Source organism: Paenibacillus sp. FSL R7-0026 (genome assembly GCF_038004485.1).
GTDB classification, from domain to species: Bacteria; Bacillota; Bacilli; order Paenibacillales; family Paenibacillaceae; genus Paenibacillus; species Paenibacillus xylanexedens_A.
This window is the reverse complement of sequence record NZ_JBBORG010000001.1, coordinates 2,493,250-2,514,925: the sequence shown is the minus strand read 5'-3', so window position 1 is coordinate 2,514,925 and position 21,676 is coordinate 2,493,250. Positions and strand designations below refer to the sequence as shown.

General features: G+C 44.9%; 16 protein-coding genes. 5 read left to right on the top strand and 11 right to left on the bottom strand.

Annotation, left to right across the window (positions count from 1 at the left end; genetic code table 11):
- Positions 1 to 148: 148 nt before the first annotated feature.
- From MKY44_RS11565 to MKY44_RS11540, 6 genes are all read right to left on the bottom strand, one after another.
- Positions 149 to 1,162, bottom strand: a complete 1,014-nt coding sequence (locus MKY44_RS11565; RefSeq protein ID WP_341007146.1) for a FecCD family ABC transporter permease — start codon at positions 1,160 to 1,162, stop codon at positions 149 to 151.
- Positions 1,159 to 2,184 carry a FecCD family ABC transporter permease gene (locus tag MKY44_RS11560; protein WP_074094813.1) on the bottom strand — a complete coding sequence of 342 codons (1,026 nt, stop codon included), beginning with the start codon at positions 2,182 to 2,184 and terminating at the stop codon, positions 1,159 to 1,161. The genes MKY44_RS11565 and MKY44_RS11560 overlap by 4 nt, the downstream gene beginning before the upstream one ends.
- A 117-nt stretch (positions 2,185 to 2,301) precedes the next feature.
- Positions 2,302 to 4,269, bottom strand: a complete 1,968-nt coding sequence (locus MKY44_RS11555; protein ID WP_341007145.1) for an AraC family transcriptional regulator — start codon at positions 4,267 to 4,269, stop codon at positions 2,302 to 2,304.
- A 287-nt stretch (positions 4,270 to 4,556) separates the two neighbouring features.
- Complete coding sequence (gene yidC / locus MKY44_RS11550; protein ID WP_341007144.1) at positions 4,557 to 5,444, bottom strand: membrane protein insertase YidC; 888 nt, start codon at positions 5,442 to 5,444, stop codon at positions 4,557 to 4,559.
- Complete coding sequence (locus MKY44_RS11545) at positions 5,381 to 5,731, bottom strand: hypothetical protein (RefSeq protein WP_235193801.1); 351 nt, start codon at positions 5,729 to 5,731, stop codon at positions 5,381 to 5,383. Before MKY44_RS11545 ends, yidC begins: the two co-directional genes overlap by 64 nt.
- 92 nt (positions 5,732 to 5,823) lie before the next feature.
- Positions 5,824 to 7,443 (bottom strand): DUF4153 domain-containing protein, encoded by a 1,620-nt coding sequence (locus MKY44_RS11540; RefSeq protein WP_341007143.1) that lies wholly within the window; start codon positions 7,441 to 7,443, stop codon positions 5,824 to 5,826.
- A 134-nt stretch (positions 7,444 to 7,577) separates the two neighbouring features.
- Between MKY44_RS11540 and MKY44_RS11535 the strand changes: the two genes are divergently transcribed.
- Positions 7,578 to 9,395, top strand: a complete 1,818-nt coding sequence (locus MKY44_RS11535; protein ID WP_341007142.1) for an ABC transporter substrate-binding protein — start codon at positions 7,578 to 7,580, stop codon at positions 9,393 to 9,395.
- A 44-nt stretch (positions 9,396 to 9,439) separates the two neighbouring features.
- Here MKY44_RS11535 and MKY44_RS11530 read toward each other — a convergent pair whose 3' ends face one another.
- Entirely contained in the window at positions 9,440 to 10,777 is a 1,338-nt protein-coding gene (locus tag MKY44_RS11530) for an FtsW/RodA/SpoVE family cell cycle protein (protein ID WP_341007141.1), read from the bottom strand.
- A complete protein-coding gene (locus MKY44_RS11525) occupies positions 10,774 to 11,109 on the bottom strand; it encodes a PadR family transcriptional regulator (protein WP_253507921.1) in 336 nt (111 codons plus the stop codon). Before MKY44_RS11525 ends, MKY44_RS11530 begins: the two co-directional genes overlap by 4 nt.
- 283 nt (positions 11,110 to 11,392) lie before the next feature.
- Between MKY44_RS11525 and MKY44_RS11520 the strand changes: the two genes are divergently transcribed.
- From MKY44_RS11520 to MKY44_RS11505, 4 genes are all read left to right on the top strand, one after another.
- Complete coding sequence (locus MKY44_RS11520; protein ID WP_341007140.1) at positions 11,393 to 11,977, top strand: AAA family ATPase; 585 nt, start codon at positions 11,393 to 11,395, stop codon at positions 11,975 to 11,977.
- 310 nt (positions 11,978 to 12,287) lie between these two features.
- Positions 12,288 to 14,324 carry a serine hydrolase gene (locus tag MKY44_RS11515; protein ID WP_341007139.1) on the top strand — a complete coding sequence of 679 codons (2,037 nt, stop codon included), beginning with the start codon at positions 12,288 to 12,290 and terminating at the stop codon, positions 14,322 to 14,324.
- 164 nt (positions 14,325 to 14,488) lie between these two features.
- Positions 14,489 to 16,792: a sensor histidine kinase gene (locus MKY44_RS11510; RefSeq protein ID WP_341007138.1), complete on the top strand. Its 2,304-nt coding sequence runs from the start codon at positions 14,489 to 14,491 to the stop codon at positions 16,790 to 16,792.
- Complete coding sequence (locus MKY44_RS11505) at positions 16,789 to 17,424, top strand: response regulator transcription factor (protein WP_341007137.1); 636 nt, start codon at positions 16,789 to 16,791, stop codon at positions 17,422 to 17,424. Before MKY44_RS11510 ends, MKY44_RS11505 begins: the two co-directional genes overlap by 4 nt.
- Positions 17,425 to 17,558: 134 nt before the next feature.
- Here MKY44_RS11505 and MKY44_RS11500 read toward each other — a convergent pair whose 3' ends face one another.
- The 3 genes from MKY44_RS11500 to MKY44_RS11490 form a co-directional block, all read right to left on the bottom strand.
- Positions 17,559 to 18,524: a sugar phosphate isomerase/epimerase family protein gene (locus tag MKY44_RS11500; protein ID WP_341009835.1), complete on the bottom strand. Its 966-nt coding sequence runs from the start codon at positions 18,522 to 18,524 to the stop codon at positions 17,559 to 17,561.
- Between the two features lie 290 nt (positions 18,525 to 18,814).
- Positions 18,815 to 20,533 (bottom strand): hypothetical protein, encoded by a 1,719-nt coding sequence (locus MKY44_RS11495; RefSeq protein WP_341007136.1) that lies wholly within the window; start codon positions 20,531 to 20,533, stop codon positions 18,815 to 18,817.
- 243 nt (positions 20,534 to 20,776) lie between these two features.
- The gene (locus tag MKY44_RS11490; protein WP_047842693.1) at positions 20,777 to 21,649 is read right to left on the bottom strand and encodes a carbohydrate ABC transporter permease; all 873 of its coding nucleotides are present in this window, start codon (positions 21,647 to 21,649) and stop codon (positions 20,777 to 20,779) included.
- Positions 21,650 to 21,676: the final 27 nt, after the last annotated feature.

Here is a 21,676-nt window from a genome sequence, read left to right as displayed (position 1 = left end):
CTATATACTATTGATTAAGAAGCATAGCGGTAATACAGGGTAACTTCGATGTTTGAACTTTTGATATCGTGCATTCTGCTTTAAAATGCAACGCGCAGTTCTGCCAAGCCGTTTTCCACAAAAAATTCAGACTATATCATTGATTGTGTTATTTGGCTTTTGCTAGTAAATAAAGAAAATACGGAACACTAATAACTGTAATAACGATTCCTGTCGGCACATCTCCTACCAGGCTAACCGTGCGCGTAATCGTATCAGCCAACACCACGACTAGTCCCCCGGCCAAGCTAGCAGCCGGGATGAGCAATTTGTGATCGGGACCTACCAGTTTTCTGGCCATATGCGGAGCGATCAAGCCAACGAAAAAGAAGCTTCCCCCCACGGCTACACTGCCAGAGGATAAAGCAACAGCAGCGATTGACAACCCCAAGAACTGTCGCTTCACGGAAACACCAAGCCCCTGTGCTGTCTGATTGCCCAAATGGAGGGCATTCAGTATGCGAGCCTTGTAAAAAATATAACCGAGTAAGATCAAGACCCATGGTGTCAGTATGGAAATATAGCCCCAATCATCGCCCCATAGGCTCCCCGCGAGCCAATACAGCATGAAGTTCATCTGCGAATCATCCAGCTTGAGTGTCAAGAATGTCGTCAGCGCCCCATATCCGCTTCCTAGCGCGACCCCGGTCAAGATCAAACCGATTGGCGAGATGTCTCGCCCGCGGCGATACGATAATAAAAAGATCAAACCCGCCGCCAATAGTCCGCCAACAAAAGCCAACAGAGGCAGAGCAATGAAGGAACTCTTCCCTGTTGGTGCAATGAATACAACAAAGAACAGGACAAACAAACCCGATCCCGAACTAATTCCCAGTGTTCCCGGACTAGCCATGTCATTACGCAGCAAACTCTGCATCACGACCCCCGCCGCTCCCATTCCCAGACCTACCAAGATCGAAAGTACAATTCGTGGCAAACGAAAATCAAACACAATCAGATTTTGCTTATCGGTACCGTTTCCTATGAGAACGTTCAGCACTTCTAGCGGTGAAAGATTCATTTTGCCAGAATTCATGCTAATGATCGCAAACACAAGGATGAGCACCATAAGCACTACATTGATGATAATGCCTCGTTTCATCGTATAACGCCGCTTGATCATTCATATTCCCTCCTTTGTCTTCGAGCCAAGAAGAGAAAATACGGCACACCAATGATAGAAAATATAATGGCAATCGGCGTTTCGAACGGTTTATTGATCAAACGTCCAGCCAAATCGGCCGATACGGTCAGCAACGCACCATATAACGCCGCTGCCGGAATAATGTATCGATAGTCGACACCTACCATATATCGCACAATATGCGGGGTGATCAGACCTACAAAACCAACCGGGCCAACCACAACAACAGCCAATCCAGTCAGCACAAGTACAATAATTGTCGACAAAATCTTGACCAGTCCGCTACGAATGCCGAGTCCACTTGCCACATCATCTCCCAAACTGAGCAATGTAACGGAAGGGGACAGCGCCAGTGCCAGCAGTATACCACCAACAAAGAGCGGTGAGATAATCAGCAATTCTCCCCATTTGACCCCCGCTGTACTACCCGCCGTCCAGAATGTTAATGCTCGGCCCAGGTTATAATTGATCGCCAAGTACTGACTGAGTGCGCCAAACAACATTGAAATAGACAGACCTGCGAGTACAAGCCGCTGAGGCGTCATTCCGCGATTGCCCAGTGACGCGGTAAAGTAAGTCATACCGGTGGCGATCGCTGCTCCCAGACAAGCGAACAACATCATCTGCCAATACGAATAACCCGGCAGAAAGGCCAGGCATAGTGCAATTGCAAATGCTGCGCCAGAGCTAATCCCCATGAGCCCGGAGTCGGCCAGCGGATTGCGCGTTGTCCCCTGCATGATAGCGCCACATACCGCAAGGCTGCACCCAACGATCAGATCGGCTACGGTACGCGGAAGACGCATGGTTTGAATAATTTGATGTTCAGTGAGCATTGGATCAAATCGGAAAATAGCCTCCCATACCGTTGCTAACCTCATATCAGCAGCACCAAACATAATCGATGCCGCCGACATGAGAACCGTTAATCCAAGCCCTACTACCATGTACATGGTGAAGTTCATCGCCCCACGGCGTTTTTGTTCAGGCTTGCTTTTCATCTCGTTTCCCTTTCATCACCTATTTACAATCCAAATGAATATGGATATTAACGTCCATAAATTCGACTGGTCATGTTTGAAAATTTGGCGTTCTCAATTAAAATTTCGTTCTAACTCTTATTTAGCTAATGCCAGCAATTGACTAACAATATAATCAATCAATGCACTGGAAGTCATTACGTCGGTGGACCAAGATAGCGAAGAATCCACCTTTACGATCCGATCATGTTGCACAGCAGGTATGGCATTCCACACTGCATTATCAGCAGCAACGTTTCCATCTCCTAAGAAGATCATATAATCCCCAGAGTAAGCGGGTAATACTTCCATGGAGACATCACCCCAATATTTATCTGCGTCGATAATATCCATTTGGACTTTTGAAGGTGCCTGCAATTGAAGTTCATCGTAAACAAGCTCGCCAACGGCATGCTTGGCTCCAGCTATGTAGTTACTTTTATCACTGAATTCTCCAACCGTAATCGTCACATCGGATAGGCCCGCATTCTGAAAGGCTAGCTTTGCTTCTTCGATTTTTCCGGTATAAGCATTCAAAACATCCTTAGCCTCTTCCTGTTTGTTCAAAACATCGCTAATAAATTGTATCCGCTCTTCTGTAGTCATATCACCATAGGGAACATAAATGGTCGGGGCAATTTTGGATAAATCATCATACGACTCATCGCTCCATGCCAAAATGATAAGATCAGGCTCAAGCATCATGATATCTTCCGGCTCCATGGCTACTTTTACGGAGTCTGTAATCTGGTTAGCATATACAGGCTCTGTCTCTCCCCGTGCAGCTCTAGCCACACCTAAAGGAGTTACACCTAGGGCTACCACATCACCAACCAAATAATCGACTACAACTCGCTGAGGGTTGTTAGGTACCTCAACATCACCCTTAACTGTGGATATCGTTCTGGTCTGCGAGACTGCTTCTGAAGCTTTTGTCTCCGACCCTTCTTGTTGTGTCGCCTGCTGTGTCTGCGCAGGTGTTGTATTTGCCGTTCCCCCATTATTCGCTGGCGTCCCCGACGTACATGCCGTCAATAAGAGCATCATGCTTATCGCCGCCGCCAAAATCATTTCTTTACTTCTTAATGTTCCAAACATCGTTGATTCCCCATCTCTATAAGACTTGACTAGACTCGCTAGTTCCCTCTCATCGTAAGGGAGATGAGAATCATTATCAATACCATCAACCTGCATGGATAGTGCGTTTATTTTCCGATAATCACTTGGCGTCATCTTGTAATGCTTCTTAAACATGCGGAACAGGTTTTTCTCATCTGCGAAACCAGCTCCAGTTGCGATTTCTTTAACCGTCGCTTCTGTATGTTTCAAGTCATGACAGGCTGCTTCAATCCTTCTCTGAATGAGATACTCCTGTAAGTTCATCCCTTCCCTTTTTTTGAACAACCGCGTCAATTGTCCACCACTGATCCCAAACATATCGGCAATTTGTTGAAACATAATGGGCTCCCTGTAATGTTTATCGAGATATATCTTGGCAGAACAGGCTGGATCTGGCTGAAGATACCGAATCTCACCACCCTCCAAATCCTTGTACACCTCATGAATCAATTGATATAGAAAACTTTTGGCCTCTAGCTGATCCATCGCCTTGCCACGTTTCCAGCCATTCATCATCCGTTGGAACCAATCGCGTAGCAAGATGGGATTACTTGGCGTATAACCAAACTGTTGAACAAATGGATTTACTTGCTCCAGTAATTGTTGCAAATGTTTCTTGAAAAAGAGAGGTGATTCTGCTCTATAAAACACCATAAAGGTCTTCACCATCTCCTCTTTAGGTGTAATACTGAGCAGGCTTCCCTTCCCGCCGTGAACTAAACCGAAGCGTTCCATTGCAAATGTGGTTTCATTCAGTTGGATTTGCGCTTCTCCCCCATATGCGTAGATAAACATGCTACTAGGCATTTTATATTGCTCCAACGGGTATTGTGACGCTACATTCTGAAAGCGTACATCTATTAATGTAATGGTCGAACGTGTCCAGATACTGGCCATCATATCAATCATCTCTGGTGTAAACCCCTGTCTTGCTTCTTCCTCTTGCATCTACCCGCACTCCTCGTTTCACTTTTTCCAATGTATACATCACTCAATAATTGATATTGATTATCAATATCATATTTGATCAGGTAAGTATATATCATTAAGTGATATTGGGGAACAGGCAGTGGACGTTATGCTTTTCATCCGCTTTCGTAAAAAACTAAAAAGGAACACCTAAGAGTACAAAAAAGAAGCCTGATCCATATGGATCAGGCTTCTTCAATATGTTTTTCGTGTTCAACAAATTTCAGTAATCACCTTGTTTCCCTTGTCACCTGCGACCAACTTTATTAAGACTTTGCAGGTTTCCGAGAAGATTTGGATGAACTAGATTTTTTATTCTTTTTCTGACTAACTTCCACAACCACAGGCTCCTGTGGGTGTTCCACCGGGTACATTTTGCGGAACAATAATGTCTGTAGTACCAGGAATGAACCCCCAACTGTCCAGTAGAGCGGCATCGCTGCCGGAGCTGTAAGAGAAAAGAATGCCATCATCAATGGGGAGAGATAACCCATAATGGCGAACTGTTTTCGCTGCTCAGGCGCCATATTGGCTTGTGATACCTTGGCTTGAATCAGATATATGACCGCAACCACCACAGCGAGTACGTAGTCCGGCGCTCCCAGTTTGAACCACAGGAACGAATGAGAAGACAGTTCCGGTGTAAGTCGGATAGCCGTGTAGATACCTGACAGGATAGGCAACTGAATGAGCATCGGCAAGCAACCAATGTTCAGCGGATTGAACTTATGTTTCTTGTATAGCTCCATCGTTTCCTGAGACAGCTTTTGCTTATCAGCAGGATCATTTTTGCCTTCATATTTTTTCTTGAGCGCATCCATTTCGGGTTTCATGGCGTTCATGATGACTCGTGTTCCCTGCTGGGACTTGGCTTGACGCATCATCAAGGGCAACAGTGCCAGACGAATGACCAGCGTAATCACGATAATCGCGACCCCATAGCTTCCATTAAATATCGTGGCAATATGCTGAATCAGATACGACAGTGGAAATACAATATAGTGATTAAAAAATCCCGGTGTCGATGAAGTAATCTCCGACACGTTGTTACTGCATCCGGCAAGCAGCGTGACTGCAAACAAAATGGCAATCAGGCCATAGATCCGTCCCTTGCCCGAAGTAAAAGTGAATCCCTTGTTGGTCTTATGTTCCATATATATCCTCCTCGTTGATTTGTTGACCAATCGTTCAACGAGGAATGACAATCTGGTTCATCTTCATCGGGCGCTTCTCTTCGTCTAATCATGCGGCTCCAGTCTTCCTGTCTGTGCTGTCTGTCCAAACACAGGGCGGGAAGTACAGGTTCAAGTCCACCACCGGCGCCACCTTCCATCCAGTACTCTGTCATGCCACAATGAAGATGGGCAATATAGGCATAACTGACGGTGAAGATGAGTCCAATCGAGAATAAATATGGTAATAACTCCTGCAGTTCAAACAAGGGATTCACCCCCTTTATAGGTTAGTTTTTATATTATAACACTTACATATTGTTTTTGCATAAATCCGTACGTGAAAACAACTACTATTCAGCTATTCCGTTCTCAATTTGGACATTTCTAGCTCAGCTCGGTGTCTCGCCACGTTATAAGAAGGCCATGAACGATCTGATGAATCCTCGTCCAAGTTGGCTTGACGTTCCAGCATTTCCCTCTTGAGATCCGGATACTCCTCCAGAGCAAACTCACGAAGTAACGGAACTGCATCTGCCGACAGACTTGCCAGATAGGTTGCATCAATATTCCCAGTCTGATGATAACGTTCAATATTCAGCTCGGCAATCCGTTTATCCATGCCCACATAATTTACAGCAACATAAGCAGTTAGCGCCAGCACAATATACCAGCGGATCAGCGGTATTGAGGTGTACCGTATACGAAGGCCAGCAATCAGCAAGAGGAGTGCGAGGAAGATCATGAATGCGTGTACCAGGAAGCGGATGTACGTATATCCATATGCCTGCTCATACAGATTTAGGCGCATAAACGCGGAATACAACATAATTGCTGAACAACTGACCAGAATCAGGAGAAGTACCTGATGCACGATGGAACCCGCTTTGCCACTCGAACGGGTATACTGCAAAGCAACAATAAGAATAAAGAAGTTAATACCTGTGACGAGAATTAACTCTGCGAATCCACTTCTCGCATAGTCTGCGTAAGACAGATCTACTGGAAGATGCCCCTCTCCTGCACCAAACAGATACGAAAACTGTACAAGTACAAACAAAACGTACACACAGTTAATGACAATCAGCATCGTCCCCACAATGATGGGGTCCAATCTGAATGGTTCCCGATGAACCGGAGTGCGTTCGGGCTCGGGTATAATCTTATTGGTAACCTGAACTTCAGTGGCCGGGTCCACAGGAGAGAATATATAGGTCTGATCACGCTTATCAACCGTGGATGCTACTCCATTTTTCCAATGTGCGTTCTCTCTCTTCTCTGCCTCATATTGCATTGGCTGTACAAATCCCCATACATAACCGAACAGCAATACACCTGCGATGACAATCCAGATGATTCTCGGTATCCCTGGAGTAAAAGCCAATTGATTCAGCCACTCCGGAAAACCGGCTAAATACTGATCAAAGACCCCGTCAGCGGAGGACAGTAATGCAACGACTACAATGAGGATAGGCAAGGACGCCACAAGACCAATGAGCACTTTGAAAACAACTGTTTTCTGTGATTTGCCGATGCCACGCCCTCCTGCTCTCACAGCAATGGCAGCAACCGTCCCCCAATGACGTATGGCTTGAGGCAGCAAGTGGTCAATAGCCGTACCAATCAAACCAATCTCCCACCACTGCTTCTGTTTTCTGCCCATCAGATACGTCATATGTAAGATAACTACGCCGGGTACAACCAGAAAATTAAGAACATACAGCAGTTCATTGTCGTATAACAGGAACGTTAGCGACAACAATAGCACTACAGCCGCCACAAAAGCATCAATGAACTTGAAAGACCTCATGCGGTCCCGTGCAAACAGATACATGAACACATAAAAGAGAATTGCAAAGATAGGATACGATACGCCAATCTCATTACCATAGAATAAATACTGGTGAATGACCGCCAGCATCCATGCAGACAGTAGCGTGATTAGAGCGCGTTGCGGTGAAGCCATTATTTTATCAATCATGGGAAAAACCTCCATTAACCTTTCTATGCTATATTCTAGATGATAAAATAGGAATATAAATAGAAATTAAAATTGACAAAACTTCTTATTTTAGAGGAACACGTCAGAGTTCACCTCCAGGAGGGAATCAACACTTGAAATTACATCAGCAATATCTGCTGTTGCATCGTCATTACGGCCACCACACAGAACATGAACTTACACTCGCTGATCTCGCTGAGTTGCTAAATTGTACACACCGCAATACGTTAACGATTGTTAAAAAGATGGTTGCCCATGATTGGATTCGTTGGGTTTCCCAGCGTGGCCGGGGTCGGCGTTCTTCACTGACTTTGCTTGTTCCGGCTGATCAAATCGCCGCAGAATATATGATGCAGGCCATGAATCGCCGGGAGTTACAGGAAGCTGCCGAGCAGGTGAGCGCTTTCTCCAGTTCAACAATCATGCAGGATCATCTAAACCAGTGGTTGCTAGGGTATTCAGGACATCATACGGAAGCCGGTACCAATAATGAGAAGATTGATACGCTTCGGTTGCCCCTGCGCCAACAGCTTCATGCGCTTGATCCGCTGTACATTAATCTATTAGCTGAATCCTTTGTTACTAGCCATGTCTTTGACGGGTTGGTTCAGCGGGGTGAACAGGGAGAGATTCTCCCATGTCTCGCTCATACTTGGGATGTCAGTGCAGACCGAAAGACATGGATCTTTTATTTGCGGAAAGGTATTACTTTTCACGATGGTCAGTTGTTGACGGCCCATGATATTGTGCATACGTTTGAACGGCTGCAATCTACAGATCGCCGGACACTGTACCGTGATGTAAGTAAACAGATTCTATCTATTGAAGCGGTCGATTCCTTAACCGTGTGTTTCCAGCTTAAAGATCCTCATGAATTGTTTTTGTCCTTCCTGACAACAAGTCGTGCAGCGATTGTACCTTCACCAGGAAAAAACGAACAGAACATAAAGCATACAGATGATATACACGGGATGCAGAAACCTGTTGGGACTGGCCCTTTCAAGGTCACCGTATGGGATGATCACTTATGCAGACTTGAAGCATTCTCATCGTATTTTCAGGGTAGAGCACATATGGACCGGGTGGATATTCTGCAGATTCCGTGGAGTGCCTCGGCCAAAATGGATGATAGCCAAGATATCGAAACTCCGTTCTTTCATCTTGTTCATAATCCGTCTTCGTCTGCCGGTGCAGACTGGACACAGATTAGTGCAGGTGTGATGGTTCATAAATTACTCACGTGTAATACGCAAAAAACCGGACCGTTAAACGATCCGGAAGTAAGAGCACACCTTCAGTTATGCCTTGCTGGAATGTATAGAGATGACGGACATGCAAATAACTCTGAGGTCGTGGAGACTGCTTTTAGTACGGTGAATACCAAGATGGTTCAGGTTCACTCGGAGGGATTTAGCGATATATCTATACGATCCACTTCCACCAGTCCCATTTCCCTGCACATTGCAACCATTCCACAATATCGCAGGGATACCCAACATCTGGCGTCCATACTGGAGCGTAGTGGTTTCTCCTGTACCGTCCGTACCGCTACGATGGAGCAGTTCAAAGGAGATCTGCGGTTGGAATCTGATCTGATTCTCTTCTCGCTCATTCGGGACAGGGACGAAGAACTAAGAAGATACGATCTCTACTCCACGCTGTCTGAGCATCTGGAAGATTCTGCTCGTATAACGATCCATGAGATCTTGCAAACCATCGTCGCCTCTCCCATCGCAGCAGATCGAACTTCTGAATTAGATCGAATTGAGCAACTTTTGGTTAGCCAGAACTTACTATTCCATTTATCCGTGAAACCGGTAGAAACCGCTTATCTGCCTTCCGTGCGTGGTCTATCTTTCAACAGCCAGGGCTGGGTGAACCTGCGTCATATCTGGTTTCCTTCTGACGTACGAGCAAGTCAGTTTGATTAGACATCGTATTATATTTACTTATACCATCCGATCACGTGTCTTTTTTATTTTGACAATATCGTGATCGGATGTCTCTGTTTGCTTCTCAATAAAGTGGTATCTTTACGACGATATACTCCAAGCAGTAAACCCATCATGGCGTATTCTAATATTATATGAATGCCGCGCCCGATAAAAGGAAAGTTGACACTGACAATTGGAACCTTCCCGGTAGTCATCGCAAGAGAATATAACATTTGCAAAGCGAACGTGATTGTAATACTGAAAATAATCATTCGACCAAAACCATCCCTAATACAAGGCAACGTCTTTAACATACTGGCAATAAACCATACGATTCCAAGCAATAGCAAAATGCCTGCTGACCAGCCAAACACATCAATAAGCATCACACCGGGATAGTCCATATAAAACCTTTGGGAAATTCCAAAGGTTATGTCAAAACCGTTGCCCCACCATCCGGCGGACTGAAGGATACTTATAATTGAACGGTTATACTCGAAGTTCCCCAGCAGATCATTCTGAAGATTCAAAACGACAGAGAGTCTCTCAAAGCGCTTGTATTCACCTGTCAAAAACAACTGCAACATAATAACACTTCCGGTTATTGTAGCTCCGATGAAAGTATAGAGCCATTTTCGTGTAATCCAGGCAAGCATGATCAGCGTTGCCGTTCCGAACAGAAACAATCGCACCCAATCTGAAGCTTGAAATAGGCTATAAGACGGCAAAGCCACAAGAAGCATATATGTTGAGACGGATTGTACATCACACTTGGTGCTCAACTTATCCAGCATAATTGCACCTATGGTGAGAGGCAATACCCACATCGATGTCGTTGTAAGATCAATTGTAAAACCGAATATGCTCCAGAACCGTTGTACACCGTAATCAAACGGTGATACCAGCGGATTAATCCACAACATACCACTTAACAAAATATAGATCCACCAGGCAGCTTTTTTCCATTTTTGATAATCAAAATACATCAAAAACACCATCAGTATTAAACCAAAAATGGTATACATCAAATGACTTATATATATCAACTGATAGTTTTTATCTGAAATATTTGTCGTATAAATCCACATCAGCAGCAGGCTTATTATTAGCAAACTGGCAAGTCCCGTTAACAGACCCCAATGCATTCGATGCCGATGCAATCGGTGCATACTCTTGCCTACGACAGCTGGATCACCCATCTGTTCAATGGCATATGCAATTGCTTCTTCCTCTGTATAACCTTCTTGTTCTTTATCCAAAATCATCTCTTCCATGTGGTTTCCCAACTCATCACGCAAGTCGTTATGTACTTCGCGAGCTTTAACCTGAACACACATGTGATCCAGATAATGCTGAATCCGCTCATCTCGATTCGTCATGTCAGGCCTCCTTCCCCAAGCACCCGATCCACAGCTCGACGGAACAAATTCCACTCTGCTTTTTTACTTTGTAAGGCCTCCATGCCCTTGTCACGAATTGAATAATATTTCCGTTTACGGCCTTCAACCTCCATCCAGTACGACTCTACCCATCCTTCAATCTCCATGGCATGCAAAATAGGGTATAACGTGCCCTCTTTCAGATTAAACACACCCTCGGATTGACGATGTAGTTCCTTAATTAATTCATAACCATACAACGGTCGTTCCTGAAGCAAGTTCAGAATCAATGTTTCGGTACTGCCTTTAATCATTTGTTTGTTAACCTGCAACGCGCTCACTCCTTCCTTTTCAATTCATTTAGCAAGAGTTTTAGATTTCGAAAAATACACTTTTAAAGCTCTTCTTTTCATATACATCGGAAACCTATGCATAGAACAACTAGGTATGATATTACCTTATCCTTCCTTTTCTGTCTAGCCAACAAGCTTCTTTATTTATGTTAAAATAAACAAGTCCTTTCATTCACGAACTCTAATGATGAATCTATATACTCGTGTATTTTTCAATTACATATCCTATTTTTTGAATCTAATTAAAGGAGACATTACATTCATGAGCAAACTAATTTTCTTTCTCGGCGGGGCCGGAAGTGGCAAGACCACCCTTGCTAAAGCCCTTTCCCGTAAACATAAAGCGGCTTTCTTTGATATGGATATATTGCTTCGTCCTGCGGCTGAGGCGATCATGACCCTTCAGGGACTTGATCCATCCGACCGAGATTCGCCTGAATACAAAAAGTTGTGCCGTGATCTTGGGTACCGCATTACGATGGATGCTGCTCTGGATAACGTTCAGTTGGGTATCGATAGTATCGTTGTGGGGCCATTTACCAAGGAAATCGGTACCCCTGACTGGATCGAGCAGGAACTCGCACGGATTGGACGTTCTCTGAAAGATACGGATGTGCGGGTTGCCTATATTTATCTTGAGAATGAAGCGTTGTATCACAAACGGATCTCAGCAAGACAATCCCCATTAGATGAATGGAAGTTAGCGAACTGGGATGCCTTCAGAGCTTCTCTCGTCCGAAAAGAAATAGCTTGGCCGCTCCCTTCTGCATCCATCGCTTATATTGATAATTCCAGTGATGATCCTGCGATTGCCTATGCTGAACTTGAACGACGGATGTACGAGTAGTTTTATAAAATCTACTTCCCAATTCCTTTGCACGATGTCGCTTGGCATGGAAAATAAAAAGACGAAACAAAAAGAGGTATTTGTCGAGATCCCCGTTGGGTCCATCATGACAAATACCTCTTTTCATATATTCAAGATCATTCAAAACTTACTCTTCATCCTCAACAATTGCGGAATCACGCAAAAAGGTTTGCGGTAGTCCTGCCGTAATAAGTGCGTACTACGGAATCGCCATTACATTCGAACTGATAGATTATAGATGTACTTAAATGTAAGAGAGCCAACATCTCTCAACTCAAAGGAGAATTTCATGAAATCTCACGTAGCAACATGTCCAACTCAACAACAACACAGCTACAAATCAAATCCTAATTGGAAACGTGCCGTAGCTAACATCCTCTTGGTTGCATCTCTGAGTTTCACCACAATAACCAGTGTATCGGCAGAGAGCAGTCTCCCTCTTCCTCAGGTAAGCCCTCAGGAAACTGAATCGTTCATCAATCAATTCTTTGCCCAACCTGAAGTGAAGTCTGCTCTGAAAGGTGCGGTAGTCACCGTTGTTCACGATCAACAGATTGTGTTGAATAAAGGATATGGTTATGCCAATGTGGCAAAACAACTCCCAGTCGACGCCGACTCCACTCTATTCCGTGTGGCCTCCATCTCCAAAACGCTGACAGCAACTGCCATTATGCAATTGGCAGAGCAAGGTAACGTAAAGCTTGATCAGGATATCAGCGCATACACAGACGCTTTGCATCTGACCAACCATACCGGAACAGCGTTAACATTGGAACATCTGATGACCCACACCAGCGGGTTTGATTTCACAGATGCAGCAGCTTCAGACAGAGAACTGGAAAGTTCTTATCCGCTTGAGCAATTCATCCAAGACAACAAACCGTCCGTTGTTCGCAATCCAGGAGAAGTTTTCCGTTACGACAACTACGGCTATGCACTCTTGGGCTACATCGTTCAGAAACAGTCCAAACTTCCGTTTGAGACTTATGTACAACAGCATATATTCAACCCTCTTGATATGTCGGATAGCCATTTCACACTAAGCAAAGACACGCTGAGTAAACTCGCAACTCCTTATGGCGCTGAAGGACAGGAACTTCCGCAATATCCCAATGTACCGGACAGCTCCCCTGAGGGCGGATTAATTACGACTGGACGGGATATGGCTCACTTTATGCTTGCTCAGCTCAATCAAGGTTCGTACCAGGGTGCACGTATACTAGAACCGTCATCCGTCCAAGCGATGCAAACGTTGGATGTCTCCATACACCCGGATATACCTGGCACAGGTTACGGATTCGAATCCACCTATTCGCAGTATAATCATGGACGGAAAGTCGTGAGTAAAGCAGGCGATCTTGACGGATTCCACTCGAATCTGTGGCTGTTACCTAACGAGAAGACTGGACTATTTATCGTCTCCAACAGTGATGGCCCAGATGTGCGAGAAGCGCTTTTTCAAGCATTTATGGATCATTTTTATCCAAACAACGAGACGCATTATAGTGATTATAGCGTACCCAAGTCTTCACTCCGTACCTATGAGGGACTATATCGGGATATCCGTTTGCCCGCATGGTTGTATGATATTTCAGCAACAGAGACAGGTCTTCAGGTTATAGATGCTTATGGCACTCACACCTTAACCCCCGTTAAGGACATGTTGTTCATGGATGAGGACGGCAAGCTTGCTGGTTTCAAAAAAAATCAGTTAGGTGAAATCACGTATTTCTATTACAACAAGTCAGATAGCTGGTCCGAGAAATTGCCAGAAACCAGACCTTATGAAGATGTGCCAGAAGACCATCCCTATGCTCCGTACATCTATCGCTTAACACAGATTGGCCTGTATCCACAGGATCAATCCCTATTTGAACCAGAGAAGTCTGTTAGTCGTGGGGAGTTTGTAGCACAGGTTGTGGGCATAAGCGGAATGTCCATTTCAGCTCAATTACCAAAATTTAAAGATACCCAATCAAGTCCCTATGCCGCCTACATTCAAACCGCTCTTGAACTGGGTATTGTGCAAGGTAATACCCGTGGATTGTTCCATCCCGAGCAAGCCATAACAAGGCAAGAAGCCGCGGTGATCATATCAAGAACGGCACAACAACTCCTTGGCGCACCTGCCGTAACTGCCGATCTCATCGGTTCACAGGATCGTTGGGCTGAAGAAGGTGTCCAGTTTGTGGTTGCTCTAGGTCTCTACGGTCCTGAAGTATCTGTATCCAGCACCGGTGCTGTGGATTATCGATCGAAGCAACCTATGCTCAGGCAGGAATCATCAGTTTTGATGTACAAAATGTTAGGCACTCTGCTACATTAACATAGAGTGATGCTCGGCAAGCCATGTCATTGCTACATGGCTTGTTTTTCCACTTCATTTTACCAATGATGCATTTTATAAGAACGGATGATTTTACCATGCGACTGAAACTCTCATTACATAGATTCATGAAAACTAAATTTAATTTCGTGTGGTTTGTAACGATGTTGTGCTTTATACTGACTGCCACGTATATCCATATCTCTTCATTTATGAATCCTTATATCGGACTTTCGTTAACGCCAAATGCCTCCAATTCTTGGGCAGTACATGATGTAGATCCGCAAGGGTTAGCTTATACATCCGGAATAAGATCCGGTGACACCATTATCTCGCTGGAACCCAAAAGAGAAGTCCAGTTACTCCATCAAAAAAGTGTATTCTTAGTGACTGAAGCCTACACCATCGGCGTTGAGACTTCTCGCGGTCAGGCATCCCAACATACAATGAAGCCTGGACCACGTGAATGGTTCAACATCGGCTTCTCATCCATAGTAGAATTATTGCTATTGTTGACCGGAACCTATGCCTTGTTTAGCCAACCCGGTTCACGAGTGATGCGTCTGTTCTACCTCCTTAACCTGTCCATGGCCATATGTATACTGACGATATACACATCCCAGTTGCCTTTATCCAATTATATTCTAGCCTTTTGTGCGGCATGGTTACCTTATTGTCTAACTGCTTTTTATGTGTCTTTTGTATTCCGTACCCGCCTGCATCGTTTCCGGTGGTTACTATTTATCAGCAGAGGTATTGCAGTTGCTTATTCTGCAGGCCTAGTATTTTTGTACATCAAGCAGTGGATGATGACCGATGTTCAGTTCAATCAAGGCATTACTACCGTCAGTACTCCTATTGCGCCGTCTGGTCCAACCAATCTACTTAACTTTATACTTTGCACAACCCTTCTGACCTTAATCTGGATGACATGGGTTAATCGTAAAAGCTACAGCCGCAAGGAGCAGAACCAGCTATTGCTCATGTTAACAGGAATACTTGTTAGCCTGATTCCATTCATCATCTGTTTTGCCATTCCAACCCTGCTTCAAGGTGAACCATTATTGCCTGTAGAGTACACATTAATTGGATTTCTGCCTTTATCATGGATGTTCACTTATGTACTTGTACAACGGAGTATGCTTGACCTCAAACTGGTTATGCCAAGATTAATGATTCATGGACTATATGCTTTGATCGTATTTTTACTGTTTCTGGCTGCTTCACACCTGCATTCGTTAATTCATATCAGCTTGCTGTTTGTCTCGTTTTTAATGATCACTTGGGTGTATCAGTACATGCTCACCCGCTCACGCAAGAAAAACAAACTTAACAAAGACTGGTTGGAACACCAACAACTGCGGTTGACTGTGCGAATGGCTGAGCAGCAAAACATGCGGGACATGATTCACGTGTTTGCCGAGATGTTCCACAAGATGCTGGATATTGAAGGTGTAATTGTCATATGGATTGATGATAAGCACAGATATTCTCAGGAAGGCACAGGGATTTTTGCTTCCATTCAGAATATCGATAATCAGGCGTTGGATATTGAAGTTGTACGACAGAAATATGATTTGGCACAGGTTTGGGAGCTGTCAGGTGAACCCACTACGGAGACGATAGGATTTCTGGGCATTGGTCACAAAGAAAATCACACCCTTTTTTCAGCAGAAGAGCAGGATATCATTGATAAAGGCAGGCTGGAAGCGATTCGAATGCTCGTCAATGGCAGACTCTTATCCGATCTGCAGAAGCGATATGAATACCGTGTAGACCAGACAGATCTTCATGAACACCAGATATGCCGTCATCGGCAGTTCAATGATATTATGATGGAAGCCCAACAGGCAGAGCGTATGAAAACCTCTTATTTCCTTCATGATCAACTGCTACAAAACCTGATTTTCCTGTCTCGTGATTTGGAGGAATTACACGATACCGGAGAGACGAATAAGGATCAAACGGCTGTTTGGCTGGAGTGCCTGTATGCTTCCCAGAGAGATATACGTCAATTGTGTGATGATCTCTACCCTCATATTATGGATCGAAGTGATCTTGAAGAAGCGTTGCAATGGCTCATCCGTACACTTCAAATGCAAAGTGGCATCAGAATGGAACTACACTACAACGTCATCTCTGAAGAGTTAAAGCACGAACCTCTGAAGTCCACCGTCTTTCGGACGATCCGTGAACTCATTATGAATGTAATGAAACACGCCGAAGCTACGTTTTGCTCCATTCAGGTACATAGAAGGGATAATGACTTGATTCTCCAAGTAGAGGATGACGGTTTGGGGTTTAATGTTCATACCACATTTGATACTGCAACAGGGCACTTCGGTTTGATATCCATACAAAGCAGCATTCAGCATCTCGGTGGAGAATTCACCATACATTCCAGCCTTGGCAAAGGAACCTCAATCAACATCCGTTTGCCTTTAACCAAAGGAGCAACTGAAAAATGAGCGAACCCATTACAGTCATACTGCTTGATGATCACCCCCTGGTCATGGAAGGTCTCAACAACCGCTTAAACCGCGAACCCGGCATACAGGTACTGAAAACATTCAGCGATCCATTGCTTTTTTTATCCGAAGTAGAGGCGTTGCGACCAGATGTTGTTGTGATGGATATCCGCATGCCCCAGCTTGACGGGTTCGAGGTAGCGAGAAGATTGAAAGATCAATACGGGTTATCCGTCAAAATTATATTGTTATCCGGATACAACTATCACGAATTCCAGTTAAAAGCTTATGATCTGGGCGTCCATGCCTACTTGTCGAAACAAGCAACGTATGGACAGATTATCAACGCCATTCACCAAAGTATGTTGGGACATGTTCTTATTCCAGAGACTATGTTATCCCCTAATTTGGAGGAATCCCTCACAGCAACTGAACGGGAAGTGCTTAACCGCATTGCACTGGAGATGACCAACAAGGAGATTGCACAGGATCTGGCGATCAGTCAACGTACAGTGGAGTATCATATAACTTCTATTACGCAGAAATTTGGTGTAAAGTCCAGAATTGGTGCTGTAGTCAAAGGCTATCAGGCAGGGATTCTCGGTGACGTAACACTCCCTGAGAAACGTTAAAGCATGAAACATTTTACGAGAACAACAAAAGAGCGGCAGAACACCCTGTAATGCAACCTGAGGTTTGTTCTGGACCGCTCTATCTGTTGGTTTACTTTCCTATAAGGTGCATTCATGCTTGATGCGTGTGCTCCCTATCCGCGCTGACGCGCCGCATGACGTTCAGCAATACGAGCCGTGATTATTCCATGACTCTCATTGATTTCGTCCGGTGTACACGCGGCTTTTAATTCATATACTTTCACCGGAGAACGGTCGATAATATCCAAAAACGAATCAAAAAATGTCATGTCTTTACTATGGATGTATGGACACCAATGATCTGCCAACCCTACGGTTTCATGAATATGCACGCCAACCACGTGATCAATCAACGCGTTAGCCTCACGTACATTATCGTACAGCCCCATTCGATCCATCATCATACCATGACCAATATCGTACCAAAGACCAAGCGGCGCGCCCTTCATTTGTCCAATAATCGTTCCTGCTTCGTGCAAAGTCGGCATCTGATAACAGCGTGAACGGGTCTCAATACCGAAATTCACCCCGTATCCTCGCTGCTCAGACAAGTCACATACCTTTTCCAGACTCTCCTGAATCCGGCTCAGGTAATGTGCGCTGCCATCTTCCCGCTTCTCCAGCATCTCTTGCCATAAAGATTGATATGCCGGTGAATCAGGTCCTTGATCGTGGTATATCTTTTTCAACGCTTCATCTATATTGTATTCAAAGGGAACCTCACCGGGATGTACAACGACAGCCTTGGCCCCATAACGATGTGCGTACTCGGCTGAGCGAAGTAACAGCTCAATCGCCCGTTTGCGGCGCGGTTCATCATTGAACCCAAGCAGGACGGAATCCGTCCCGTAATCCGGATCAGCCACATGCGGAAATGTATTATGCACACTGGATACACCGATCTCGCCACGTTCAATCATCGGTTCTATCGTCTGCAACATCTCTTCCGTAACGTTATAATTCAGTTCAACTTGTTTGAATCCAAGAGACTTGATCTCTTCGATCATGCCTTGTCCGGTCGTATGACGTTTGATATTCCAACATGTTGAGAACGAATATTCCTGTTTGTCCGTATACATCATTGGTTCCTCCTGTCTCTCAATCTATCGCCCATTCATATTCCATTTATCTCTATCTATATAAGTTGAACCAATAAACTTTACACTAGATCACTCCAATTGCAGTACCATCTTCCGATCGCTGTTATTACCAGATTTTTTTGATCCCCTTCTCCAAAGGGAAAAATCCGGTGATAGCTTATGCTTCCGATGCAGCTTTCTTGCAGAAAGCTTTCAGGCGAACGCTCCGCTTCTTCAGATCCGTTCTGCACTCTTCGTTCTCGTGTAAATGTTCAGTTCATCTTATATACCTATTTATTCCTCAAACCGTTGTCTTCACGGAGAGTCAATTCAAATCTCATCTTGTTTGCAGTCTTCCTAGGCACATAACGATAGATGATCTCCACATGATTCACGTACATTAACACGAATGGTTCAGGCGCTTCAGCCTTCACGGTACACGTAAGTCCAGGGAACTGCCATAACGCTGGTGTAATGTCCTGCTGACGGAGGGATGGCCCTCTGATTTCAAAATAAACGTCGATCTCTTCCGCCGTATCCAGCTCCACATCAATGGTTAACGAATCTGGCGTGAGATCCGCATCGAACGTTACTCCGCGCAGATGACTATTCCACCCCTCGCCTACCTCACGGCGGATCAAGCGAAGATAATAGCGCTCCCCCGTCTCTGTCTGCCAGTGGATCGTGGCGGGATGCATCTGGCCGTTGGTATTTACACTTCCGGACATGGCCCCAATCATCCGATCCTCACCAATCCAGGCTTTGGCTGTACACAGATTACGATTCGACGTTGGATCATTGCGCTCACACAGTTCCATGAACTGTTTCTGTACAAGACGATCTTCTTGATGAGCCTTGAAATACGGCACGGCCTTCGCAGGCACATCCACCCCAAGGAGCGCAATCAGTGGATCATGACCTGACTCACAGTTGATTCCTGCCAGATATTCATACCCTTCTCCAAGCAAGAGATAGATAAATACACCGATCGAACTATGCTCTCGCATCTCCATGTCGTACGCCCGGGAGAATGGGCCGGAGAGATTCTCCAAGTTGGCATTGTAATATAGCGCAATGTTATTCCACAGCCCATGTTCAATCCGGTGTCCAATTTCGATCAAACGTTCCGTGAGTCCATACTTTCGATACATGCCAAGCACGGACAGATCCACTCCATAATAGGTTGTCGTATTAAACTCGGCGAATGTACCGTTGTATTGTTCAAACTCCTTCATGAACCCCTCTGCCTGTTCATCCGAATGCTGAACCCATTCTGTTCGGTTCAAGCGATGACCGTAGTAGTGGGTGATAAAAATATGCATTAACTCAATATTGGTGTTCATGGGGATTACGTCGGATAACCTGCGTTCTATTGACCCTTGAACTGCCAGTTCCATCGCATAATCCATCCGTTTCATGAGTGTCTCCGGCATAAGTTCGGCGAATTCGGCAGTTACGACCACACAGACACAAGCGATAAACTCGCGCCAGTTGGGATCATAACTGATCCAGACTGGTGGCAGAACCTGATTCACTGCCGAATAAAAAAGGTGTTTCAGTTGTTTGGGATCTGCGGCCTCTGTGAGCAGAGAGCCATTTTCCTGTAGTTTATGGATAAACTGCGCAGACACCTTCTCAAAGGTGCGTTCCAGGAAATAGGCCGTGCCTGGCGCAAAAGATTTCCAAGCATAGTGACCCGCTGGTGGGTGCACATCAGTTGGTCGGGTCGCGAAGGTTCCGTGATAGATCTCATCTGGAGCGTCATATTGAACATCGAACACCTTGTGGAACACCTGTATCGCGCGTTCCACATCACCAGGCTCATTTCGAATCAACAACCCAAGTGCATAATGTGCACTAGCTCGTGTACTGTGCTGCGATGAATCCTCTTCTTCGAAACTACGAAGCAAATCCATTTCCTTATCATAGAAGCTATCCATCATCGTCATGGACTGATTTACAAGATACTGCTGCTCTTTCGACATCTTTTCTACCATTCGTTGTGTCATTTCATGCAACCTCCCGAGACTATAGGTGCGTGTTCAAAAAGATCAGTTTTCAGTACCAAGAAGATGGAATTAAGCTAGAAATGGAGTAGCGGAGCGTAGGACAACTACGTGAGCAACTACAATGTTTCCGAAGGAAACAACCTTCGTAAGCCCCCGCTTATTTCGGCTAAATTTCATATTCGATGCTGATGATGCCACTAGGCATCATTCGTTATCAAAAGTGAACTTTTTGAACAACCTCTATTAACCTTTTACAGCACCTACCATTACGCCACTGATAAAGTACCGCTGCAACCACGGATACACAAGCAGGATCGGTAACGTGGAGAAAATAACGCTGGCTGCTTTCAGACTCTCAGGCAGGACTTGAACGGCACCAATGCCTTCGTTCTGCATCAATTCTGTAATCTGATTTTGCTGAATCATCTGATACAATTTCAATTGCAAAGGGTACAGCTCAGGCTTGGTGATATACATCAGTGCATCTTGGAAACCATTCCACCGTCCTACCGCGTAGAACAAACTCAGTGTCGCCATAACCGGAAGGGATAGTGGCAAGATAATGCGCATAAGTGTTCCAAAGTGGCTGCTTCCATCAATGCCCGCCGCTTCTTCAAGACTTTCGGGAATCCCTCGGAAGAAGGTAATGAGGATGATCATATAAAACGGACTAATCAATCCAGGCAGAATAAGTCCCCATGTGCTATCGAGTAGATGTAGATTTTTGATCAGAATGTACTCGGGGATAATGCCGCCACTGAAGAACATCGTCACCACAATGACAAGCATGAACCACTTGCGCCCTTTTAGATTACTCTTCGCCAGTGGATAAGCTGCTGCAATGGTCATCACCATGCTTAGCACCGTACTCAGGACGGTCAGCCAAATGGTATAGATGAGGGAACGAATCATCGATCCATCTGCAAATACCTTGGTATACGCCTCAAAGGATAACTCTTTGGGGAAAAAGGAAACTTCTCCTGAACCGATCGCTCGGTTTGAGCTGAGCGAGATCGCAATAATATGAATGAATGGTGCAAGACACAGCACCATCGTAATGACAATAAGAATGACGTTTACCGTGTTGAATATTCGATTCGCCGTGTTTTCAGACATCCCACTCACTCCTTACAGATCATATGT

Coding starts and splice junctions, on each gene's coding strand:
- yidC (WP_341007144.1), bottom strand. CDS start 5,444: ATGGAACATAAGACCAACAAGGGATTCACTTTTACTTCGGGCAAGGGA.
- MKY44_RS11490 (WP_047842693.1), bottom strand. CDS start 21,649: ATGTCTGAAAACACGGCGAATCGAATATTCAACACGGTAAACGTCATT.
- MKY44_RS11505 (WP_341007137.1), top strand. CDS start 16,789: ATGAGCGAACCCATTACAGTCATACTGCTTGATGATCACCCCCTGGTC.
- MKY44_RS11530 (WP_341007141.1), bottom strand. CDS start 10,777: ATGACGAATCGAGATGAGCGGATTCAGCATTATCTGGATCACATGTGT.
- MKY44_RS11555 (WP_341007145.1), bottom strand. CDS start 4,269: ATGCAAGAGGAAGAAGCAAGACAGGGGTTTACACCAGAGATGATTGAT.
- MKY44_RS11560 (WP_074094813.1), bottom strand. CDS start 2,184: ATGAAAAGCAAGCCTGAACAAAAACGCCGTGGGGCGATGAACTTCACC.
- MKY44_RS11500 (WP_341009835.1), bottom strand. CDS start 18,524: ATGTATACGGACAAACAGGAATATTCGTTCTCAACATGTTGGAATATC.
- MKY44_RS11565 (WP_341007146.1), bottom strand. CDS start 1,162: ATGATCAAGCGGCGTTATACGATGAAACGAGGCATTATCATCAATGTA.
- MKY44_RS11520 (WP_341007140.1), top strand. CDS start 11,393: ATGAGCAAACTAATTTTCTTTCTCGGCGGGGCCGGAAGTGGCAAGACC.
- MKY44_RS11515 (WP_341007139.1), top strand. CDS start 12,288: ATGAAATCTCACGTAGCAACATGTCCAACTCAACAACAACACAGCTAC.
- MKY44_RS11495 (WP_341007136.1), bottom strand. CDS start 20,533: ATGACACAACGAATGGTAGAAAAGATGTCGAAAGAGCAGCAGTATCTT.
- MKY44_RS11540 (WP_341007143.1), bottom strand. CDS start 7,443: ATGATTGATAAAATAATGGCTTCACCGCAACGCGCTCTAATCACGCTA.
- MKY44_RS11510 (WP_341007138.1), top strand. CDS start 14,489: ATGTTGTGCTTTATACTGACTGCCACGTATATCCATATCTCTTCATTT.